The sequence below is a fragment of the Polaromonas sp. genome, from assembly GCF_039930745.1.
Lineage (GTDB): Bacteria > Pseudomonadota > Gammaproteobacteria > Burkholderiales > Burkholderiaceae_C > Polaromonas.
On sequence record NZ_JBDTTH010000004.1, the window covers coordinates 67,868 to 84,477 of the forward strand.

Annotated in this window: 18 protein-coding genes and 1 tRNA gene; 9 read left to right on the forward strand and 10 right to left on the reverse strand. The window is 62.5% G+C overall.

Features of this window, described 5'->3' with window-relative positions; translation table 11 throughout:
* Positions 1 to 5: 5 nt before the first annotated feature.
* Together ABI660_RS02830 and ABI660_RS02835 are read left to right on the forward strand one after the other, a co-directional pair.
* Positions 6 to 884: a peptidoglycan DD-metalloendopeptidase family protein gene (locus tag ABI660_RS02830; RefSeq protein ID WP_348064733.1), complete on the forward strand. Its 879-nt coding sequence runs from the start codon at positions 6 to 8 to the stop codon at positions 882 to 884.
* 250 nt (positions 885 to 1,134) lie between these two features.
* A complete protein-coding gene (locus ABI660_RS02835; protein WP_348064735.1) occupies positions 1,135 to 1,662 on the forward strand; it encodes a hypothetical protein in 528 nt (175 codons plus the stop codon).
* Positions 1,663 to 1,939: 277 nt separating this feature from the next.
* On the opposite strand, the gene ABI660_RS02840 is transcribed toward ABI660_RS02835, so the two are convergent.
* From ABI660_RS02840 to ABI660_RS02850, 3 genes are all read right to left on the reverse strand, one after another.
* Positions 1,940 to 2,287 carry a metalloregulator ArsR/SmtB family transcription factor gene (locus ABI660_RS02840; RefSeq protein WP_348064736.1) on the reverse strand — a complete coding sequence of 116 codons (348 nt, stop codon included), beginning with the start codon at positions 2,285 to 2,287 and terminating at the stop codon, positions 1,940 to 1,942.
* Positions 2,271 to 2,732: an SRPBCC family protein gene (locus tag ABI660_RS02845; RefSeq protein WP_348064738.1), complete on the reverse strand. Its 462-nt coding sequence runs from the start codon at positions 2,730 to 2,732 to the stop codon at positions 2,271 to 2,273. The genes ABI660_RS02840 and ABI660_RS02845 overlap by 17 nt, the downstream gene beginning before the upstream one ends.
* A 106-nt stretch (positions 2,733 to 2,838) precedes the next feature.
* Complete coding sequence (locus tag ABI660_RS02850; protein ID WP_348064740.1) at positions 2,839 to 5,088, reverse strand: PAS domain S-box protein; 2,250 nt, start codon at positions 5,086 to 5,088, stop codon at positions 2,839 to 2,841.
* Between the two features lie 324 nt (positions 5,089 to 5,412).
* Here ABI660_RS02850 and ABI660_RS02855 point away from each other — a divergent pair.
* Positions 5,413 to 5,488 (forward strand) — tRNA-Ala (locus ABI660_RS02855).
* Between the two features lie 83 nt (positions 5,489 to 5,571).
* Entirely contained in the window at positions 5,572 to 6,180 is a 609-nt protein-coding gene (locus ABI660_RS02860; protein WP_348064742.1) for a pseudouridine synthase, read from the forward strand.
* A 20-nt stretch (positions 6,181 to 6,200) separates the two neighbouring features.
* Here the strand turns inward: ABI660_RS02860 and ABI660_RS02865 are convergent, their stop codons facing one another.
* Positions 6,201 to 6,752, reverse strand: a complete 552-nt coding sequence (locus ABI660_RS02865; protein WP_348064744.1) for a DUF2242 domain-containing protein — start codon at positions 6,750 to 6,752, stop codon at positions 6,201 to 6,203.
* Positions 6,753 to 6,975: 223 nt separating this feature from the next.
* On the opposite strand from ABI660_RS02865, the gene ABI660_RS02870 reads away from it, so the two are divergent.
* On the forward strand, positions 6,976 to 7,632 hold the full coding sequence (locus tag ABI660_RS02870) for a GDSL-type esterase/lipase family protein (protein WP_348064746.1): 657 nt from the start codon (positions 6,976 to 6,978) through the stop codon (positions 7,630 to 7,632).
* Between the two features lie 149 nt (positions 7,633 to 7,781).
* Here the strand turns inward: ABI660_RS02870 and ABI660_RS02875 are convergent, their stop codons facing one another.
* A complete protein-coding gene (locus ABI660_RS02875) occupies positions 7,782 to 8,387 on the reverse strand; it encodes a hypothetical protein (RefSeq protein WP_348064748.1) in 606 nt (201 codons plus the stop codon).
* 354 nt (positions 8,388 to 8,741) lie between these two features.
* Positions 8,742 to 9,314: a carboxymuconolactone decarboxylase family protein gene (locus tag ABI660_RS02880; RefSeq protein ID WP_348064750.1), complete on the reverse strand. Its 573-nt coding sequence runs from the start codon at positions 9,312 to 9,314 to the stop codon at positions 8,742 to 8,744.
* A 150-nt stretch (positions 9,315 to 9,464) separates the two neighbouring features.
* Between ABI660_RS02880 and ABI660_RS02885 the strand changes: the two genes are divergently transcribed.
* Positions 9,465 to 9,791 (forward strand): helix-turn-helix domain-containing protein, encoded by a 327-nt coding sequence (locus ABI660_RS02885; protein ID WP_348064752.1) that lies wholly within the window; start codon positions 9,465 to 9,467, stop codon positions 9,789 to 9,791.
* Positions 9,792 to 9,812: 21 nt separating this feature from the next.
* Here the strand turns inward: ABI660_RS02885 and ABI660_RS02890 are convergent, their stop codons facing one another.
* The 3 genes from ABI660_RS02890 to ABI660_RS02900 all read right to left on the reverse strand — a co-directional run bounded on the left by ABI660_RS02890 (position 9,813) and on the right by ABI660_RS02900 (position 11,712).
* The gene (locus ABI660_RS02890) at positions 9,813 to 10,754 is read right to left on the reverse strand and encodes a DHHA1 domain-containing protein (RefSeq protein ID WP_348064754.1); all 942 of its coding nucleotides are present in this window, start codon (positions 10,752 to 10,754) and stop codon (positions 9,813 to 9,815) included.
* A 12-nt stretch (positions 10,755 to 10,766) separates the two neighbouring features.
* On the reverse strand, positions 10,767 to 11,180 hold the full coding sequence (locus tag ABI660_RS02895; RefSeq protein WP_348064756.1) for a hypothetical protein: 414 nt from the start codon (positions 11,178 to 11,180) through the stop codon (positions 10,767 to 10,769).
* A 67-nt stretch (positions 11,181 to 11,247) separates the two neighbouring features.
* Positions 11,248 to 11,712 carry a YetF domain-containing protein gene (locus ABI660_RS02900; RefSeq protein ID WP_348064758.1) on the reverse strand — a complete coding sequence of 155 codons (465 nt, stop codon included), beginning with the start codon at positions 11,710 to 11,712 and terminating at the stop codon, positions 11,248 to 11,250.
* 432 nt (positions 11,713 to 12,144) lie between these two features.
* On the opposite strand from ABI660_RS02900, the gene ABI660_RS02905 reads away from it, so the two are divergent.
* The gene (locus ABI660_RS02905; protein WP_348064760.1) at positions 12,145 to 13,188 is read left to right on the forward strand and encodes a class I SAM-dependent methyltransferase; all 1,044 of its coding nucleotides are present in this window, start codon (positions 12,145 to 12,147) and stop codon (positions 13,186 to 13,188) included.
* Positions 13,189 to 13,276: 88 nt separating this feature from the next.
* Positions 13,277 to 13,744, forward strand: coding sequence for a TerB family tellurite resistance protein (locus tag ABI660_RS02910; RefSeq protein WP_348064762.1), 468 nt, complete (start codon positions 13,277 to 13,279; stop codon positions 13,742 to 13,744).
* A 104-nt stretch (positions 13,745 to 13,848) separates the two neighbouring features.
* Here the strand turns inward: ABI660_RS02910 and ABI660_RS02915 are convergent, their stop codons facing one another.
* The gene (locus ABI660_RS02915; protein ID WP_348064764.1) at positions 13,849 to 16,185 is read right to left on the reverse strand and encodes a xanthine dehydrogenase family protein molybdopterin-binding subunit; all 2,337 of its coding nucleotides are present in this window, start codon (positions 16,183 to 16,185) and stop codon (positions 13,849 to 13,851) included.
* A gap of 139 nt (positions 16,186 to 16,324) precedes the next feature.
* On the opposite strand from ABI660_RS02915, the gene ABI660_RS02920 reads away from it, so the two are divergent.
* Positions 16,325 to 16,582: a hypothetical protein gene (locus tag ABI660_RS02920; protein ID WP_348064766.1), complete on the forward strand. Its 258-nt coding sequence runs from the start codon at positions 16,325 to 16,327 to the stop codon at positions 16,580 to 16,582.
* The last annotated feature ends 28 nt before the right edge of the window (positions 16,583 to 16,610 follow it).

Sequence of the window (16,610 nt, forward strand, 5' to 3'; positions counted from 1 at the left end):
GGCGCATGTTTTTTGCCGGCCCCATTCACCCTGCTTACTTCCTGACCCGCCGTTCAGCCCTGCTCGGTGGCCTCGGTCTGCTGGCCCTTCCCGCTGCTGGCCTGGCTGGCACGCCAGCGCCACCCGGCGTCTGGCCGAAAGCGTTGCAGGTGCCCGGCGGTGTGGCGCGGCTGCCGCTTGGCCCCGCCGCTATGCGGCCACTGGCCTTTCAGAATGAAGTGCCCTTGCTTGTCATGGGTGACACCATGGAATGGACTGCGCTGGTGGGCATTGCGCTTGCTGCCGAGCCAGCTGAAACGTTTATCACAGTGCAGGAAGCCGGTGGCGCACAGCGGCAAGTGAACTATCGCATTGAGCCCAAGCGCTACAGCGAGCAAAAGCTTCGCGTAGAGCCGCGCACCGTAGACCTTTCGCCTGAAGACCAGGCGCGTTATGAACGTGAGCGCGCGCATCAGCAAGGCGTGATGGCGACTTTTACCCAGCCGCTGCCCTCAGGCCTGCGCATGCAGGTGCCGGTGCCGGGGCGGCGCTCCAGTTCCTTCGGGCTGCGGCGCGTGTTCAACGGGCAGGCACGCAATCCGCACAGCGGCATGGACATCGCGGCTGGAACGGGCACGCCGGTGGCCGCGCCGCTGCCGGGCCGGGTGATTGACACAGGCGACTATTTTTTCAACGGCCACACGGTTTGGCTGGACCACGGCGGCGGGCTGCTGAGCATGTACTGCCACCTGAGCGCCATCAACGCTCAAACAGGCGATGTGCTGAAAACCGGCGAGCGCCTGGGCGCCGTGGGCGCCACCGGCCGGGTGACCGGCCCGCACCTGCACTGGGGCGTGATGCTGAACCGCGCGATGGTGGACCCGGCCCTGTTCCTGGCGGCCTGAGAACAACAAAAGGGCGAGGGCTACCGCAAAACAGGGACGCGGTGGAGCTGTTTATTTACCGGAAATAGCAAGCAAAAAGTGCCACTGGCCCAATAGACACGGGCGCAAGCAGCTACTGAAACCATAGCACTTCCACCCCGGCAGGTTGGCCACCGAATTGGATGCCTCCCTCTAGCCCTTTAGGTCGCAAACACTAGTGGAAACCCTGATGATCAGACACATCACTGAACTCCCACACCAAGGAAACACCATGACCGCCAAAAACCTCTCCACCGTTGCCAGCGACCTGATCGAGTCTTACGGCAATACTGCCAAGAACATGATTGATGCCTACCGCGCCGGCGGCGAGCGCGTCGTCACGCTGCTGGAGCAGCGCTGGAACAGCGCCCTGAAAGAGTCACGCTCGGAGCTGACGGCGGAAACCGCCAAAAACGCGCGCGCAGCGCAGGCCGCCTTCAGCGCCTACTACACCAAAGGCCTGACCCTGACGACCAGCGGCGCCCAGCAAGTGGTGACGCAGCTGGTGAAGCTGGCGGAAACCGGGGTGGAACGCGCTGCCGCCAACGCCGCGCTGTTTGAAGAAAAAACCGGCGCCAACACACTGACCAACCTGGCCGCAGCCACAGCGCCCGGCGCACTGGCCCTGAGCAAGGTCGCCACGCTGATCGAGCAGAAAACCGCCGACCTGGCCAGCAAGATTGCCGGCGACGACGTTTCGACCGTCAAGGCCAAGCGCAGCTCGGCCTTCAGCCAGCGCCGCGCAGCCACAGCGGCCTGATTCCGGATTTTCAGCAATTCCTCAGCCCTCCTTGGGCCATCGCACGCAGTCGGGGAGGCCCTCACCCTGACCCTCTCCCAAAGGAGAGGGAAAAAGAAGAGGCTCGTCTTCGCTCCCTCCTCCTCCGGGAGAGGCCTGGGGAGGGGGCAAGCGCGGCGCAAGGGGTTGGGTAGCTGCGATTTGTAAGTAAAAAGCGGCTCCAGCCCTTATGGGGCGGGCGCAACCAGCTATCAAATTAGCAGCAATTTCAGCAAGAGCCGGCGCCCGCGGGGCCGGTTCAACCTTCTTCCACAGCCAGCTTGAGCCTGCTCAGCGCCTGATCCCATTGCTGGGAAATCAGCTCCAGCGAGCGGCGTGCTTCGTCCAGCTGCAGCTGGTCAAACTGCCACAGCCGCTCACGCCCCACCTTGACGTCGTGCACCAGGCCGGCATCAGCCAGCACCTGAAGATGTCTGGTGACAGCCTGGCGGGTCACTTCCGTGGTGGCTGTCAGCTGCGCAATCGACACCGCACCTCCCACGCACAACACGGCCACCAGGCGAAGCCGCGTTTCGTCGCCCAGCGCGGCAAACACCGAAGCAGGCCCCGGCAGCGGCGCCGAATCGGCATTACGCGCCGGTGACATATTTCTGGATGTTCTGCATCTGTCCGTCCCAGCCGCCGCTGTTCATGCGGAAGGCCTCCGCGCGGCGCGACGGGGGGATCTGGTCAAAGCCTGACTCCACGGTGCGCAGCAGCGTGCCGCCATCGGCCTCCTTCAGCTCGAACGCCACCAGTGTCCGCGGCTCTTTGGCGTAGTCAATGGCCGGGTCTACGGCGTAGGGGTGCCAGCGGAAGGAGAAATAGGTCTCCGGCTCCAGGCGCTCGACCAGCACGTCGAACACGACATGTTCGAACCCGGCGATGGTGATTTGCCCCTGTGTGCGCTGGCCGGCTTCAAAGGTTTTCCCCTGGAGTGCCACGCCGAACCAGCTGCCAAACTCTTCAGCGCTGGTCAACGCGCGCCAGACCCGTGAGGGCGGCGCCTTGATAAAAGTACTTTTTTCAATGCGGTCGGTTGATGAAGTCATATGCAATCTCTTCGTTGCATTTATTGTTCACGGGCCAGAGCATTCATGCAACCAAATTATTGCATTAATTTGTATCTACCTTCCGCAGCGCCTCCAGGCTGTGCCGTCAAATAACCCCCGCCGCCTGCCGGCTCAGGGTGAAATAGAAGCTTGCCCCCTCGTCGACCCTGCTTTCAGCCCAGACCCGGCCGCCGTGCCGCTCGATGATGCGCTTCACCGTCGCCAGGCCAATGCCGGTGCCAGCAAAATCGCCGGGCGAGTGCAGGCGCTCGAAAGTACCGAACAGCTTGTGGGTGAAGGCCATGTCAAACCCGGCACCGTTGTCTCTGACAAAAAAGAGGGGTGCGCCGTCAGCGTCCAGCCCGCTCCCCATCTCAATGCGTGCTAGCGGTTTTTTGGAAGTAAATTTCCAGGCATTGGCGAACAGGTTTTGCAGCACGGCCTGCAGCAGGCGCGGATCGCCATGCGCGCCCATGCCGTCCTGAATGAACACCTGCACCTGCACCTGACGCTGCGGCTCGCGCTCGCGGTGGTCCTGCTCAATCAGGCGGGCCATGGCGGACAGGTCCACAGGCTCTGACTTCAGCTGCTCGCGTGACATGTGGGCCAGGGTCAGCAGGCCTTCGATCAACTCGCCCATCTGCTCAACGCCGGCACCGATGCGGGCGAGGTAATGTTTGCCCTTGTTGCTGATGTTTTTTGCATCGATTTTCGCCAGCAACTTGCTGAAGCCGTGGATGGTGTTCAAAGGCGAGCGCAGGTCGTGGGAGACGGAATAGGCAAAAGACTCGAGCTCTTTGTTCGCCGTGGCCAGCTGGATGGTGCGCAGCAGCACGCGCTCTTCGAGCCCGGCGTTGAGGCGGAGAATTTCCTGCTGCTGCTGTTTGCGTTCGGTGACGTCACGCTCTACCGCCACCCAGTGGGTGAACTTGCCGGAGGCGTTGGCAATCGGCGTGATGTCGATCTCCACCCAGCGCTCCTTGCCGTCCTTGGTGTAATTGACCACCTCGGTGCGCAGCGGCGCCCAGCTTCTGACGGCGGTGCGAATCTGCTCCACCTCGGCGCCTTCGGACTTGGGTCCCCACAGGAAATTGGGGGACTTTCCGATGGCTTCCTGCCGGCTGTAGCCGGTGAGGCGCACAAAGGCGTTGTTCACAAAAACAATTTCGGGGTCAGGCTTGCCGGGCCTGACCTTGGCCACAATGACGATGTCGTTCAGGCGCGAGACTGCGGTTTCCAGCAAGCGCAACTGGGCCTGTTCTGCACGTCGCTGGGTGATGTCCTGAAAGTACACCGCGGTCCCGGCTTCGGTCGGGTACACATTAAAAACAAACCAGGTCTTCAGCGGCCTGTAGAACGCCTCCAGGCGAGTACTGCGCTGCTCTGCCACAGCGGCACGGTACTCGTGCTCGATATAAGTGCCGACAATCGCCGAAAACTCCTGCCACAGGTTTTTGCCAAGCAGCTCTCCCTCGGCGCGCCGAAGCATGCGCTCGGCCTGGCTGTTGAGAAAAACAAATCGCCAGTCTTTGTCCATCAGGCAAAAACCGTCGGTGATGCTTTCCAGCGTGGTTCGAAGCTGCGTCTCCAGCGCCAGCGTGCGCGCTTCGGCTTCTTTCTGCTCCGTGATGTCCTGAAAGGCGCCCCGGAGGCGGACAATTTTTCCGTCCGGGTCGCGCACCGCCTCGCCGACGGAGCGCACCCAGATGCGCCGGCCCTTGGCGGTGAGCTTGGGAAGCACAAACTCGTAAGGCGTGCCGTGCTGCGCGCACGCGTCCACCAGACGCCTCACGAGGGGCCGGTCCTCGGGGAAAAAGTAGTCAATGCCTTCCTCCAGCGTCGGCTGGTAGCCCGGCGGCATATCGTGGATCAGGCAGTTTTCGTCGGACCAGGTCAGCACGCGCTCGGGCAGTTCAATCGTCCACCCACCAAAGTGCGCGATCCGGCTGGCAATGCGGGTCAAGGCGAAATCTTTTTCCAGATGCTCCGCAGCCTGTTTCAGCTCGTCAATATCGGTCAGGGTGCCCAGCCATTGGGTGACCTGGCCCGCCGCGTCCCGCTGCGGCAGGGCGCGGCCCAGCATCCATCGGTAAATGCCGTCGGTCCGGCGCAGTCGGTATTCGGTTTCACAGGGTTCGCCGCTGGCGCAGGCCTGCGCCCAGGCCCTGGAGGCGCGCAAGCTGTCGTCGGGGTGGATGACACTGCGCCAGCCATGGCCCAGGCTGTCTTCCATGGACAAGCCCGAATAGTCAAACCAGCGCTGGTTGAACCAGATACGTGCGCCATCGGCTTGTGCCGTCCAGATGATCTGGGGCAGCGCATCTGCCAGCAGGTGAAGCGGTGAGGCCTCGTTCATGCGCCAGGCCTCATCAAGGAGCTTGCCTGCACCGTGCCGGGCCCGGACAAGGAAACCTGCGGGTAGCTAGCTTGCATAGATTGCTCATTACTTTCCATGCCTCGCTTCGTGCCGCGAGAACATGTCCTCACCAGACGCTAGAGGGTCCAGCAGGCGCTGCAACCCTCGAAGCCAGTTTAGCGCTTGGGACAGCAAAGCGCGGTGTTTTGCACGGCTTCGTATTCAGCTTCAGCGAAATGGCAGCAAATTCATTCGGCGCCGGCTGGCTCCCCTCGGAAACCCGCTGGAAAACCCTCGGACATTTGACTAGAATCGTGCGTCTGTGGGGGGGTAGCTCAGCTGGGAGAGCGCCGCGTTCGCAATGCGGAGGTCGGGAGTTCGATCCTCCTCCTCTCCACCACTCATTTTCATCCGGCGTGCTCGCTGCGTACCTGGCACAGGAGTCGGAATTGCCGACAGATCCGCCCGCCACCAAAGGCTTGCTTGCCCTCCAACCACATTCCCCTGCCCTCTCCCTCTTCCTCGCGCCTGATCTGTTTTAACAAGCCTTATGGCGTGCTGAGCCAGTTCACTCCCGAAGGGCGCTGGCGCGGGCTCAGGGATTTCATCACCCTGCCAGACTTCTATGCGGCCGGCCGGCTTGATGCGGACAGCGAAGGCCTGCTGCTGCTGACCAATGACGGGGCGTTGCAGGCGCGTATTGCCGACCCGCGCTTCAAGATGGAGAAAAGCTACTGGGCTCAGGTGGAAGGTGTGCCGGGCGAGGCAGCCCTACAGGCGCTGCGCCAGGGCGTGCTGCTCAATGATGGCCTGACACGCCCGGCCCGGGCCCGGCTGATGGAGCCACCACCGGGCCTGTGGGAACGGGAGCCGCCGATTCGCGTTCGCCAGACTCGGCCCACCGCATGGCTCGAACTGGTGATTCGCGAAGGGCGCAACCGGCAGGTGCGGCGCATGACGGCGGCCGTGGGCTTTCCCACCTTGCGCCTGATCCGCGCAGCCATCGGCCCTTGCCACCTGGACACACTGGCACCGGGCACCTGGTGCGAAGGTGATCCGCTGGCCATGATCACACCGCCTGGCGGCCCGTGAATGCCGGCACCGGCGCTCAGTCAGGACGGTGCGTCCGGCACATCGCCCTGCAGCAGGTAGCGCTTCACCAGGTCAAAGAAGCGTTCGTAAAAAACATCGGAGGTGATGGTCTGGCTGCCTACCTTGACCATCGCGTCATTGCTCGAGCTGAAAGGCAGCGAGACCGAGCCGATGGCGCCTACGCCGAGGCTGGCGGAGTTGTTGCTCTTCTTGATGGTGTAGCTGTCCTGCAGCGCGGTGACAAAACCAAGGCTGACCTGGCCGTCAATACTTTCCGGTGCGCACACCACCCGGATCGCCATTTGCACATGGGCTTCGGGTTCGGGCTGGAAACTTTTCTGACCTTCCACCAGGTCTGCCGCGGCCCGGTTGATGATGTAGCCCTGGCTCAGCAGGGCACGGCGTGCGGCCTCGCATGTTTTGGCGGCAGGGGCGTCAAACAGCCGCGAATAGGTGGCCGTTGAACCGAATTGCTCCTGCAAGGGGTACTGCTTGAGCGGTGCCGCACAACCCGCCAGCAAAACCAGCAGGCCGCAGCAGGCCATCAAACAACAACGGGATCGCCAAGGCATCCAGGACAGCTTCACAGCCGGGCACTCCTTTTCAAGCATAAAAATGGGGTCGCAGTGGCCCTGCATGGGACCGGAGGAAACAGCGTCGCACCCAGCGGGGCTCGGCAAAATCAGCGTACCACAGCGACCGGCGGAGAGGCCCCGGAGACAGGCGGCAATTGATACAAACCGTGCAGAGCCGCCATCCCTTAAAGTTGCACCGTAATCCACAGCCCGACTCACCATGGACATTCTTCCCCACCCGCTTCGCCGCCGCCTCGTGCTTGGTAGCCTGAGCTCTGCGCTACTGCTGGCCACGGCCTGCTCCAAAACTACCAAGCCCACGGGCAAAACCCTGGCCAAAGATGCCACCCTGCTCTGCCTCGGTGATTCGCTGACCTTTGGCCTGGGCGCGGCAGCAGGAACCAGTTACCCGCAGGTGCTGGAGCAGCTCACCGGCCACGTGGTGCAGAACGCAGGCATCAACGGCGACACCACGGCGGGCGCGCTGGCGCGGCTGCCCGGACTGCTGCAGGGCAATGCACCAGGCTTGGTACTGGTGTCGATTGGCGGCAATGATTTCCTGCGCAACATGCCGCCGGAGGGCACCCGGAGCGCACTGAAACAGATTGTGCAGATGGCGAGCGCGAACACGCAGACGGTGCTGATCGCCCAGCCCCGGCCGGTGCTGATGGCACTGGCCACCGGCTCGCTGAAAGACCATGACCTTTACGCCGAAATTGCCGCAGAGACCGGCGTGCCGCTGTTTGCGGGTGGCTGGTCCTACGTGCTGTCGCGGCCCGAGCTGCGCTCAGACCAGGTTCACGCCAACACCGAAGGCTACAAGGTGTTTGCCGAACGCCTGGCCGAATGGCTGCGCGAGAAGAAGTACATCGCCTGAGCGTCACCCGGTTTCCAGGTTTTTCCGGTTGCTACGCTTTCAATAGCTACTAGCGCCCGTTGGATAAGGGCTGCAGCTCGATTTGACCAGGAAATAAAAAAACCAGACGAAGGTCTGGTTTTTTTTGCCAGCAGACGGCTGAGCAAGCCTTAGCCGCGACCGTGGCGACGGTCGTTGCGCATCATGCGCTCCACTTCGTCACGCAAAGCGGTCAGTTCGCCGCGCAACTGGCGACGCTCCTGCGGCGTCACCACACCGTCAGATTTGTACGCCGCTTCGTGGCGTTCGATCAGACGCTCGCGTTTGTGCAATGCACGGGCTTCGCGCTGGGTGATACGGCCGGAGCGCACACCTTCGTCAATGCGCTGGCTGATCTGGGCCTCGCGGTTGTCGATGCCGTTGGTATTGCCGCCCGCCCGGACAACGTCGCGGTTGGCCATCATGCGTTCCACTTCAGCGCTGAGGGCCGCCACGTCGTTGCGCAGCACTTGACGCTCTTGCGGATTCACATTGCCGTTGGCCTTGAACTGCGCCTCACGCGTGGCAATCTCATGGTCACGCCGGTACAGCACCTGCGCTTCCGAAGGCGTGATGTGACCCGATGCCAGCCCTTGCTGGATACGCGCGCCAATGGCCTGCTGCGCTTGGTCGATGCCGGGGGTGTTGTTGCCTTGTTGAGCCATGGCCGGAGCGAAGCCCAGGCCGGCGAACAGGGCAGATGCCAACAAGGAAGTGGTCAACAGTTTCGATGTCATGAGGTTCTCCTGCTTTTCGGATGAATAACCGGCAACCCCATGAACAACTTGCGGTGGCTGGAACAGGTTCCAGGGTCGGCAAGCAGCTGGAAGGGCTGCTTTCTGAATCGCTGCTTTTTAAGGGCTTGTCTGATTCAGTGAGACCATTGTTGGCGTGGCATTGTGAACGCCGTGTAAGGAAAACGGAGATTTACCCGGTATTTACCGCGCGACTGCAATGGTGTCGAGATGCGCTTTTCGTGCCCGTCCATGGGCAGAACAAGTCGCTATATTTTCAGGAGCGCACTCTGCAATCATTGCATGGGGAAAATGACCATTTCACTTGAAGTTTTCTGCGCCGTGGGAGAGGACAGCTCAGGCGTCCACCCTGCGTGGCTGGCCATAGCTGTCCATTTGCGGGCGAATTAACGCGACCAGCATCGCCACACCGGTGTACAGACCGGTGAGCTGGGTCATTTCTATCAATGCCTCCTCGCTGAAATGTGCGCGGGCCAGGGCGAATTCTTCATCACTGAGCTGCAGTCGGCGCACCAGGGCATCCACCAGCACCATGGCAGCGAGCAAGCCCGGCGGCCAATGATCAGCGGAGGGCTGGGCCGCGCGCACATCGGCTATCTGCGCCGGGCTCAGCCCCATACGTGCAGAGATGGTTTGCACATGCAGATTGAACTCGTAGTCATTGTTCGTTGCCACACAGGTGCGCAGGATGATGGTTTCGCGCAGGTCCTTGGCCAGTGCTCGCCGATCCAGCAGGCCAGTCGGGCCGATCAGGCCGCTGTCGACCAGGAAGCCGAAGAGCCCGGCGTTGCGCGCCACGCTCAGGAAGAGCTGCGGCGCCGGCACGCCCGCGGGCAACAGCTTTGACATGTGACCGGCCAGGGGCGGCTCAAGCGGCTCGGGTACAGGAAGGATACGGGTGATCGGCATGAAGGGCTCCTTTCAGGGTGATTCAATTGCTTCTGAAAAAGAAGCAACTGGATTTTGCCCCTTTTCGTCCCTGCATGCTTCTAAAATCAAAGCATTCAGTCATGCAAGCGACAACAGGCGAGCGCCGATCAACAACGACAGGAAGACATGATGGTTACACGCAGCACCAGGACAAGCACCCATCCGCACAAGGACGGCATCAATGCGGCGATTGACCTTTTCCACCGGCGCTGGACCATGCGCATCCTGTGGGAGCTGCGCAGCGGCCCGGTGAATTTCCGCGCGCTGCAGACAGCCTGCGCCGAGGTGTCTTCGTCCGTGCTCAATGTCCGGCTGGCTGAACTCAGGGAAGCGGGCTTGGTGGACCACGCCAGCGGCGAAGGTTATGCGCTGACGCGCTGGGGAGAAGAACTGCTGGGTGCCATGGAACCCCTGGTGCTGTGGGCCGGCCGCTGGCAGAAGGCGCGAAAAGCCTGAGGGCAAACGGGTCAGGCCGGGTTATCGCGCCTGCTGGCCTGCCCCCGGTACTGCGTCGAACACGCCGCTGAGCAGCTCCGGCAGGCGCCCAATGCCCATCTTGAAGCCGCAGGCCTGCGCATGGCCGCCGCCGCCCATGCTCTCGGCCAGGGCAATGCAGTCAAAACCGCGCTGGGAGCGCAGCCCGCCCTTGACAACGCCACCTGGAGCCACCGTCCACATCAGTGCAAAGGTGCCACTTTTCTTCGAAAGCATGTCACCCACCAGGCTGTGAAACACACCAGGCGCATTGACCATCAGGCCTTGCTCACCATTGAAGATGACGGGCTGCGCGCCCTCCGCAATATCTGCGGCGAGCTTGCCGAACTTCTCGTCCATGGCCTGGCCGCGCGCCATGAACGCCGTCACTTCATCGGGGCTGAAGGAGGCGATCTCGGCCCAGCGGGAAAAACTGACGGGCTCCATGTCGAGCGCGGCCAGAAACCCCGGGCTTTCAGGATGACGCCATACCCAGATGTCGCGGTCTTCGATGTAGCGCACAAGGTCCGGCAGCGCGGTATCGGGGTGAAAAAACTCCCAGGCCAGCCGGGCGCCGCATTTGTCCATGTCGAAATGCACCACACCGCAGCGGCAGGAAAAACCAGTGAGTTTTTCCGCCGCGCTCTTGTGGTGGTCCAGCATCACCAGCTTGGCGGCGCGCTCTTCAATACCGCGCAGTATGTCAGCGGGGAAAGAAAAATCAAGGATGTACACCGCGCGGCCGTCGAGGGCCGGCAGGTCGTCCACCGAGCGGATATCGCCATGGTCCAGCCCGAGATACTCGGCACGGTCTGCGTAATAAAGCCAGGCCGCCAGCGCGGCGGCAAAACCGTCGGGGCAACTGCGGCCGTGGTACAGCACCAGGGGCTTGGGGTCATTCTTGTGAGGGGCAATCAGCAGTTGAAGGGGGAGTATGGTTTTCATGGCCCCCGATTGTCACCTCCCGGCCAGGTCCCGGGTTGAGTCGGCAGCCGGAAACGGGAACCGGCGATGCCTGGCTTCCTCATCGCTCTCCATGGTCTCGCGCGGCTGGTCTCTGTGCGACAAGAGATAGCCGTCGGCCACGTAACCGGGGCCTTTCATGAGCATCACGATGATGCAGCCCAGCGCCACCGTCCCGACCATGGACCAGTGAAAAAAAATGGCGCCCAGCACCATGTAGCCCACCATCTGGTTCCAGCGCGCGTGGGCCGCACTGGTCTGCGGATCATTGAGCAGGTAGACCAGCCCCAGGATCAGCAAGGGCAACAGCGTCCCGGCCAGGGCAATGAGGGGCAGCTTGCGCCAAAGTTTCCACTCCAGCCCGCTGGCGGCGCGCCGTGTGCCCGGGAGTTTGTTCAGCCAATTCATTTGAAAGCGCACGCTCCATTCGGTGCTTTTGCATCAAAGCCGAAAAAGGGTATCTGCCGCCACGCTCTCATGGCCGTTTGCGCAGGACACTGATTTTCCCGTCGGCTTCCAGAAAAGCGCAGCGCATGTCCTGCAGTTCGCAGTCGGCTTCGCGCAGGGCTTGCTCGAACTCGGCCACCGCCACATGTTCTGCCTGCAGCGCTTCCTTGAACAGCTGCCCGTCCCGGCCGATCAGGATAGGCCGGCCTTCCACAACAATCTGCGCCCTGCGACTGCGCGCCGTGACAAAAGCCACCGCAAAGTTGATGCTGATCAACGTGAAGGCCACGATCAGGCCACCCAGCAGCGATTCGTCCCCACCGGTCAGCGAATTCGACACGCCCTCGCTCAGAAGCACGACGACCATGAGGTCAAAAGGCGTGAACTGGCCGACGGTACGCTTGCCTGAAATCCTGACCAGACTCAAGAGCACTACGTAAATCAGCGTGGCGCGCACGATGAATTCCCACCAGGGCAAAGTCAGGTCAAACATCTGAAACACCGTTCCCGGCGGTGGCTCTGGCCACCGTGTTGTTCCACTTGTGCACGGTCTGCATCCTTTCCTTGAATACTTTGCGGCATCTCCGCAGTTCGCAGCTGTAGGCCGACGCCGCCCGATGGGATCAGGCGCAGCCTTGCAAGAAAAGGAGACAAACCATGCTCGCCAGAGACCGCGGGTCTGGCGCCGTCAAAGTTCGTTAATCCGCCTTGATTGCTATAGTTCCTCCGACGCCATGACCTCGCAGACAGCGACTGACCGGCTTTGTCCTCCGGCTTCCCAGTGGGGGAAACGTTCACCCGGTTCGTCCGGCTATTCAATGGCAAAAAAAGCCCTGGCTTACATGACGTTACGGCGGCAGTCCGGCATACAGCTAAGGTGGTCCCGTTGATGAGCCGAAAGAATCCACGGTTTAAACCCGCCGCCATGACCACCACCTCCAATTTTCCTGATCCCTCCGATGCTCCGGCTGCAGGCGCAGTCTTCATAAGCAGTGCCGGCCACACCTTGCCAGCACAAGCTGCGCAAGCGCCTCACACATCGGTGATGAAGCCCAGAACATCTTGCCCCGCCTGCATGTCGGCGTCGTTGACGCAGGTTTACGAAGAGCCTTATGCGAGCGAAGGCATACAGAACTACCTGAGGACGCACTACGAGGGCAAAGCGTCGCACACCGCGGATGACAGCCTCTATGTGCTGACGCGCTGTGACCGCTGCGGCCTGAGCTTCCAGAAATACATTCCGGATGACGCCTTCCTCGGCGAGATCTACAACAGCTGGGTACCGGGCAGCGACTTCGAGCGCGAGCATCGCAACTACAGCCTGGAGGAATACCGTTACCTCGCCGAGCAGGTGCAGTTCGTCATCCAGCATCTGGGCCGGCCGCCAGGCGAGCTGCATATGCTGGACTTCGGCTTTGGCTGGGCGCATTGGTCAAAAATGGCCATGGGCTATGGTTGCCGTGTGTCCGGCGTGGAGCTGTCGCAGGAACGGGCAGAACATGGCAGGTCGGTCGGCATTCAAGTGGTCCCTCTCGACCATCTGCCTGACAGGGCGTTTCACTTCATCCATACCGAGCAGGTGTTTGAACACCTGGTCGAACCCCGCGCCGTGTTGGACCGCCTGGCGGCGGCGCTGGCGCCCGGCGGGCTGATCAAGATCAGCGTGCCCGATGCTGTCGCCTCGCTTGAAAAAATTAAGCGGGGGCAAAGTTTCGGCTCGCTTTCCGCCAAGGACAAAATGCCGATCGCACCGCTGGAACATATCAACGCCTTCGATCACGCCTCGCTGGTGGCCTTCGGCAAGGCGGCCGGCCTGCAGCCCGTCCGGCCCAGCTTTTTCCGGCTCTATAACGGCGCCTCCGGGCTGCTGCAGCTCAAAAATCTGGCACGTGTTCTCGCCCGCCCGGTATACCGGCACGTCTTTCCACGCAATACCTTTGTTTATTTCGAGCGGGCTCTTGTGGATTAAGCAGCTTCGCGCTGCGGGAACCCATGGGCCGGCGTCGGCTCCATCGTGCCTCCCTTTGCACCTGTTGGCCACAAGGCTTGCAAAACCCATGCTGAGAACACTCAAAGACCTGTTTGACACCTTCACCGCGCCCGCCGCTGCGCAGTCCCCCGGTGACCGGGAACACACCCTGCAATTGGCCACGGCCGTGCTGCTGGTGGAAGTGATGCGTGCAGACCCGGCCATCAACGCCGCCGAAAGCGCCATGGTGCTGGACACCTTGCGCGGAAAATTTTCACTGGGCAACGACGAACTGGCCCGGTTGATCGAACTGGCCGAAGATACGGCGAAAACCAGCCACGACTACCACCGCTTCACCTCCAGCCTGAACGAACACTTCACCCATGCGCAGAAGATCCGCATGGTTGAGCACATGTGGCAGGTGGCCTATTCGGACGCCCACCTCGACGCGCACGAGAACCACCTGATCAGCAAGATCGCCGGACTGCTTCATGTCACACACGGCGAATACATAGGCGCCAAGATGCGCGCCAGGGAAGCCGCCGACCCACTGTGATACATGCCGCAAGGAGGCCACACGCTACTCTATTAATAGCGAACTATGACTACCACATAAGGGCTTACGGCCTATTTCACTCTCAACCCGGCGAAAGCCAGGCCTCAGCCCTGCATCCAGTGCCAGAGCCTGGACGGCGACAGCGGCATCTGCAATTGGCTGGCCTGGACGGCCATACCGTGACGCGCCAGCGCATCGGCCACGGCATTGACCACCGTTGGTCCGGCGCCTATGGTGCCCAGCTCGCCCACGCCCTTGACGCCCAGCGGGTTGTTCAGGCATGGGGTGGAGGGGTCCATTTCGGTCTTGAACGGGGGCGCGTTGTCGGCGCGTGGCGCGGCATAGTCCATCAGGCTGCCGGTGACGGGCTGGCCGGTTTCCCGGTCATACACCAGGTGTTCGCACAAGGCCTGGCCTATGCCCTGCACGGCGCCGCCGTCGAGCTGGCCGCGAACAATCATCGGGTTGACGACCCGGCCGACGTCGTTGACGGAGGCATAGGCCACCACCGCCACATGGCCGGTCAGGGGGTCGATTTCGACTTCGCTGATGTGGCAGCCGTTGGGCCAGGACGGCCCGGCAACGGCGGTGGTCGAGTCCATGAAAATGCGTTGCTCCTCCTGGCGCGCCGCCAGCGCAAACAGGTCGATGGCCAGGTCAGTGCCGGCCACGGTGAAATGGCCTTCGGCGTAGGTGATGTCCTCCTCCGCCGCCTCGAATTCCCTGGCCGCAAGTTGCCGGGCTTTTTCAATCGTGCGTTCTGCGCCTATGCGCACGGCCGAGCCGCCGGTGAACAGCGAACGTGAGCCGGCACTGCCGAAACCGTCACCGCGGTCGGTGTCGCCCAGCACCACGCGGACTTTTTCGGGCGGCACGCCGAAGGCATCGACCACCAGCTGGGTCAAGGAGGTCAGGATGCCCTGCCCCATGGCGTTGACGGCCGAGAAGACCTCGATCACGCCGTCGTCGGCGCGTACTGAAAGAGTGACGCGTTCCTCCAGGGCAAGGCCGCCGGTCCATTCGAGGAAGGTCGAAATGCCGAGCCCGCGCAGCAGGCCGCGCTGCTTCGATGCGGCGGCGCGCGCTTCGAAACCCTGCCAATCGGCCAGCACCAGCGCCTGGTCCATCACCGCTTCGAAGCGGCCGCTGTCATAAACCTGCCCCATGGGGTTTTTGTAAGGCATCTGCGCGGGCTGAATGAAGTTGCGCCGGCGCAGCGCGATGCGGTCTATGCCGGTCTGGCGCGCGGCTTCGTCCATCAGCCGCTCCATGATGAAGATGGCTTCGGGCCGGCCCGCGCCGCGGTAGGCGCTGGTCGGCGCGGTGTTGGTCATCACGGCGCGGAAATGAAAGTCTATGGTCTGGATGTCATAGACGCTGGTCTGTACCCAGGGGCCGATCAGCAGCTGGATGGCCGCACCCGCGCCAGTCGGGTAGGCGCCGACATTGGCCAGCGAGGCCAGGCGCAGCGCGAGGATTTTCCCGCTCTCGTCGAGCGCGAGTTCGGCCTGGCTTTGCAGGTCGCGGCCGTGCGTGCTGGAGACGAACTCCTCGCTGCGGTCGGCGACCCATTTGACGGCGCGCTGCAGCGTGCGCGCGCAATAGGCCACGGCCACGTCTTCAGGGTACACGCCCGTTTTCATGCCGAAGCCGCCGCCCACGTCACCGACGATGACACGTACACCCTCCTTGGGAATGCCCAGCGCGTGGCAGACCGAGTCGCGCACGCCCGAGGGCATCTGCGTGCTCATGCGGATGGTCAGGCGCTGCGACGCGGTGTCGAAGCCGGCCAGCACCGAGCGCGGCTCCAGGCTCAGCGCCGCTAGGCGCTGGTTGACGATGTCGAGTTTGACAATATGGCGGGCAGCGGCAAAAGCGGCGGCCGTGGCACCTGCATCGCCGTAGCGTGTTTCCGCGGCAATGTTGTCCGGCGCCTCGGGGCACAGCACCGGGGCGCCGCTGGCCATCGCATCGCTCATGTCCACCACCATGGGCAACTCGTCATAGTCCACCATCACCGCTTCGGCGGCATCGCGCGCCTGGCGCAGGCTCAGGGCCACCACGGCAGCGACGGCTTCGCCGACAAAACGCACGCGTTCATGGGCCAGCGCATGCCGTGGCGGCGTGGCGCAGGGCGAGCCGTCGGCTCGAGTGAAACCGCCAATCCCGGGAATCGCCTGGACACCGGCCGCCACCAGATCGGCACCGGTGATGATTTGCAATACACCCGGCATGGCTAGCGCGGCCGATGTGTCCACCGCCGCAATGCGCGCATGGGGATAAGGCGAACGCACAAAAAACAGGTGCGTCTGTTCCTGCAGGGTCACGTCATCGGTGAACTGGCCGATGCCGGCCAGCAGCGCATCGTCCTCCAGGCGGCGAACGGCTTGCCCGCTGCCGAAGCGGGTGGGATGAAGGGTATCAGCGGAAGATAGGCTCACAACATGCTCCTGAGAATGGCCGCACCCGCGGAGGTGCTCGCCCGAAATGACCAGCAACTACTATAAATGCATCAGTGCCTTCCCTGCTGCCAAACCCCCACCCCCGACCCCTTCATCGGGTTTGGCCGACAATCGTGCCATGCCCCTACCTCCTCCCCCCCTCCGCAGGCACAGCAACAAGGCCAACAACGAACTGCTGTTCAAAGGTGTGCTCTGCGCTCTGATCGGGCTGGCTGTGCTGGTTTCGCCGCACTTCATCACCTCGCCGGGCATGCAGGGCATCGTGGCCAGTTCGTCATTGGTCGGCTGGTTTGCCTTGGTGCTCGGCGCCGGCTTTATCGCCGTGTACGCTCGCAGGCGCCTGACCGGCAAAACCGGACCCTCGGGCCCGCTGTAGCTCCGCCCTAACCCGCGATATCTCCGCT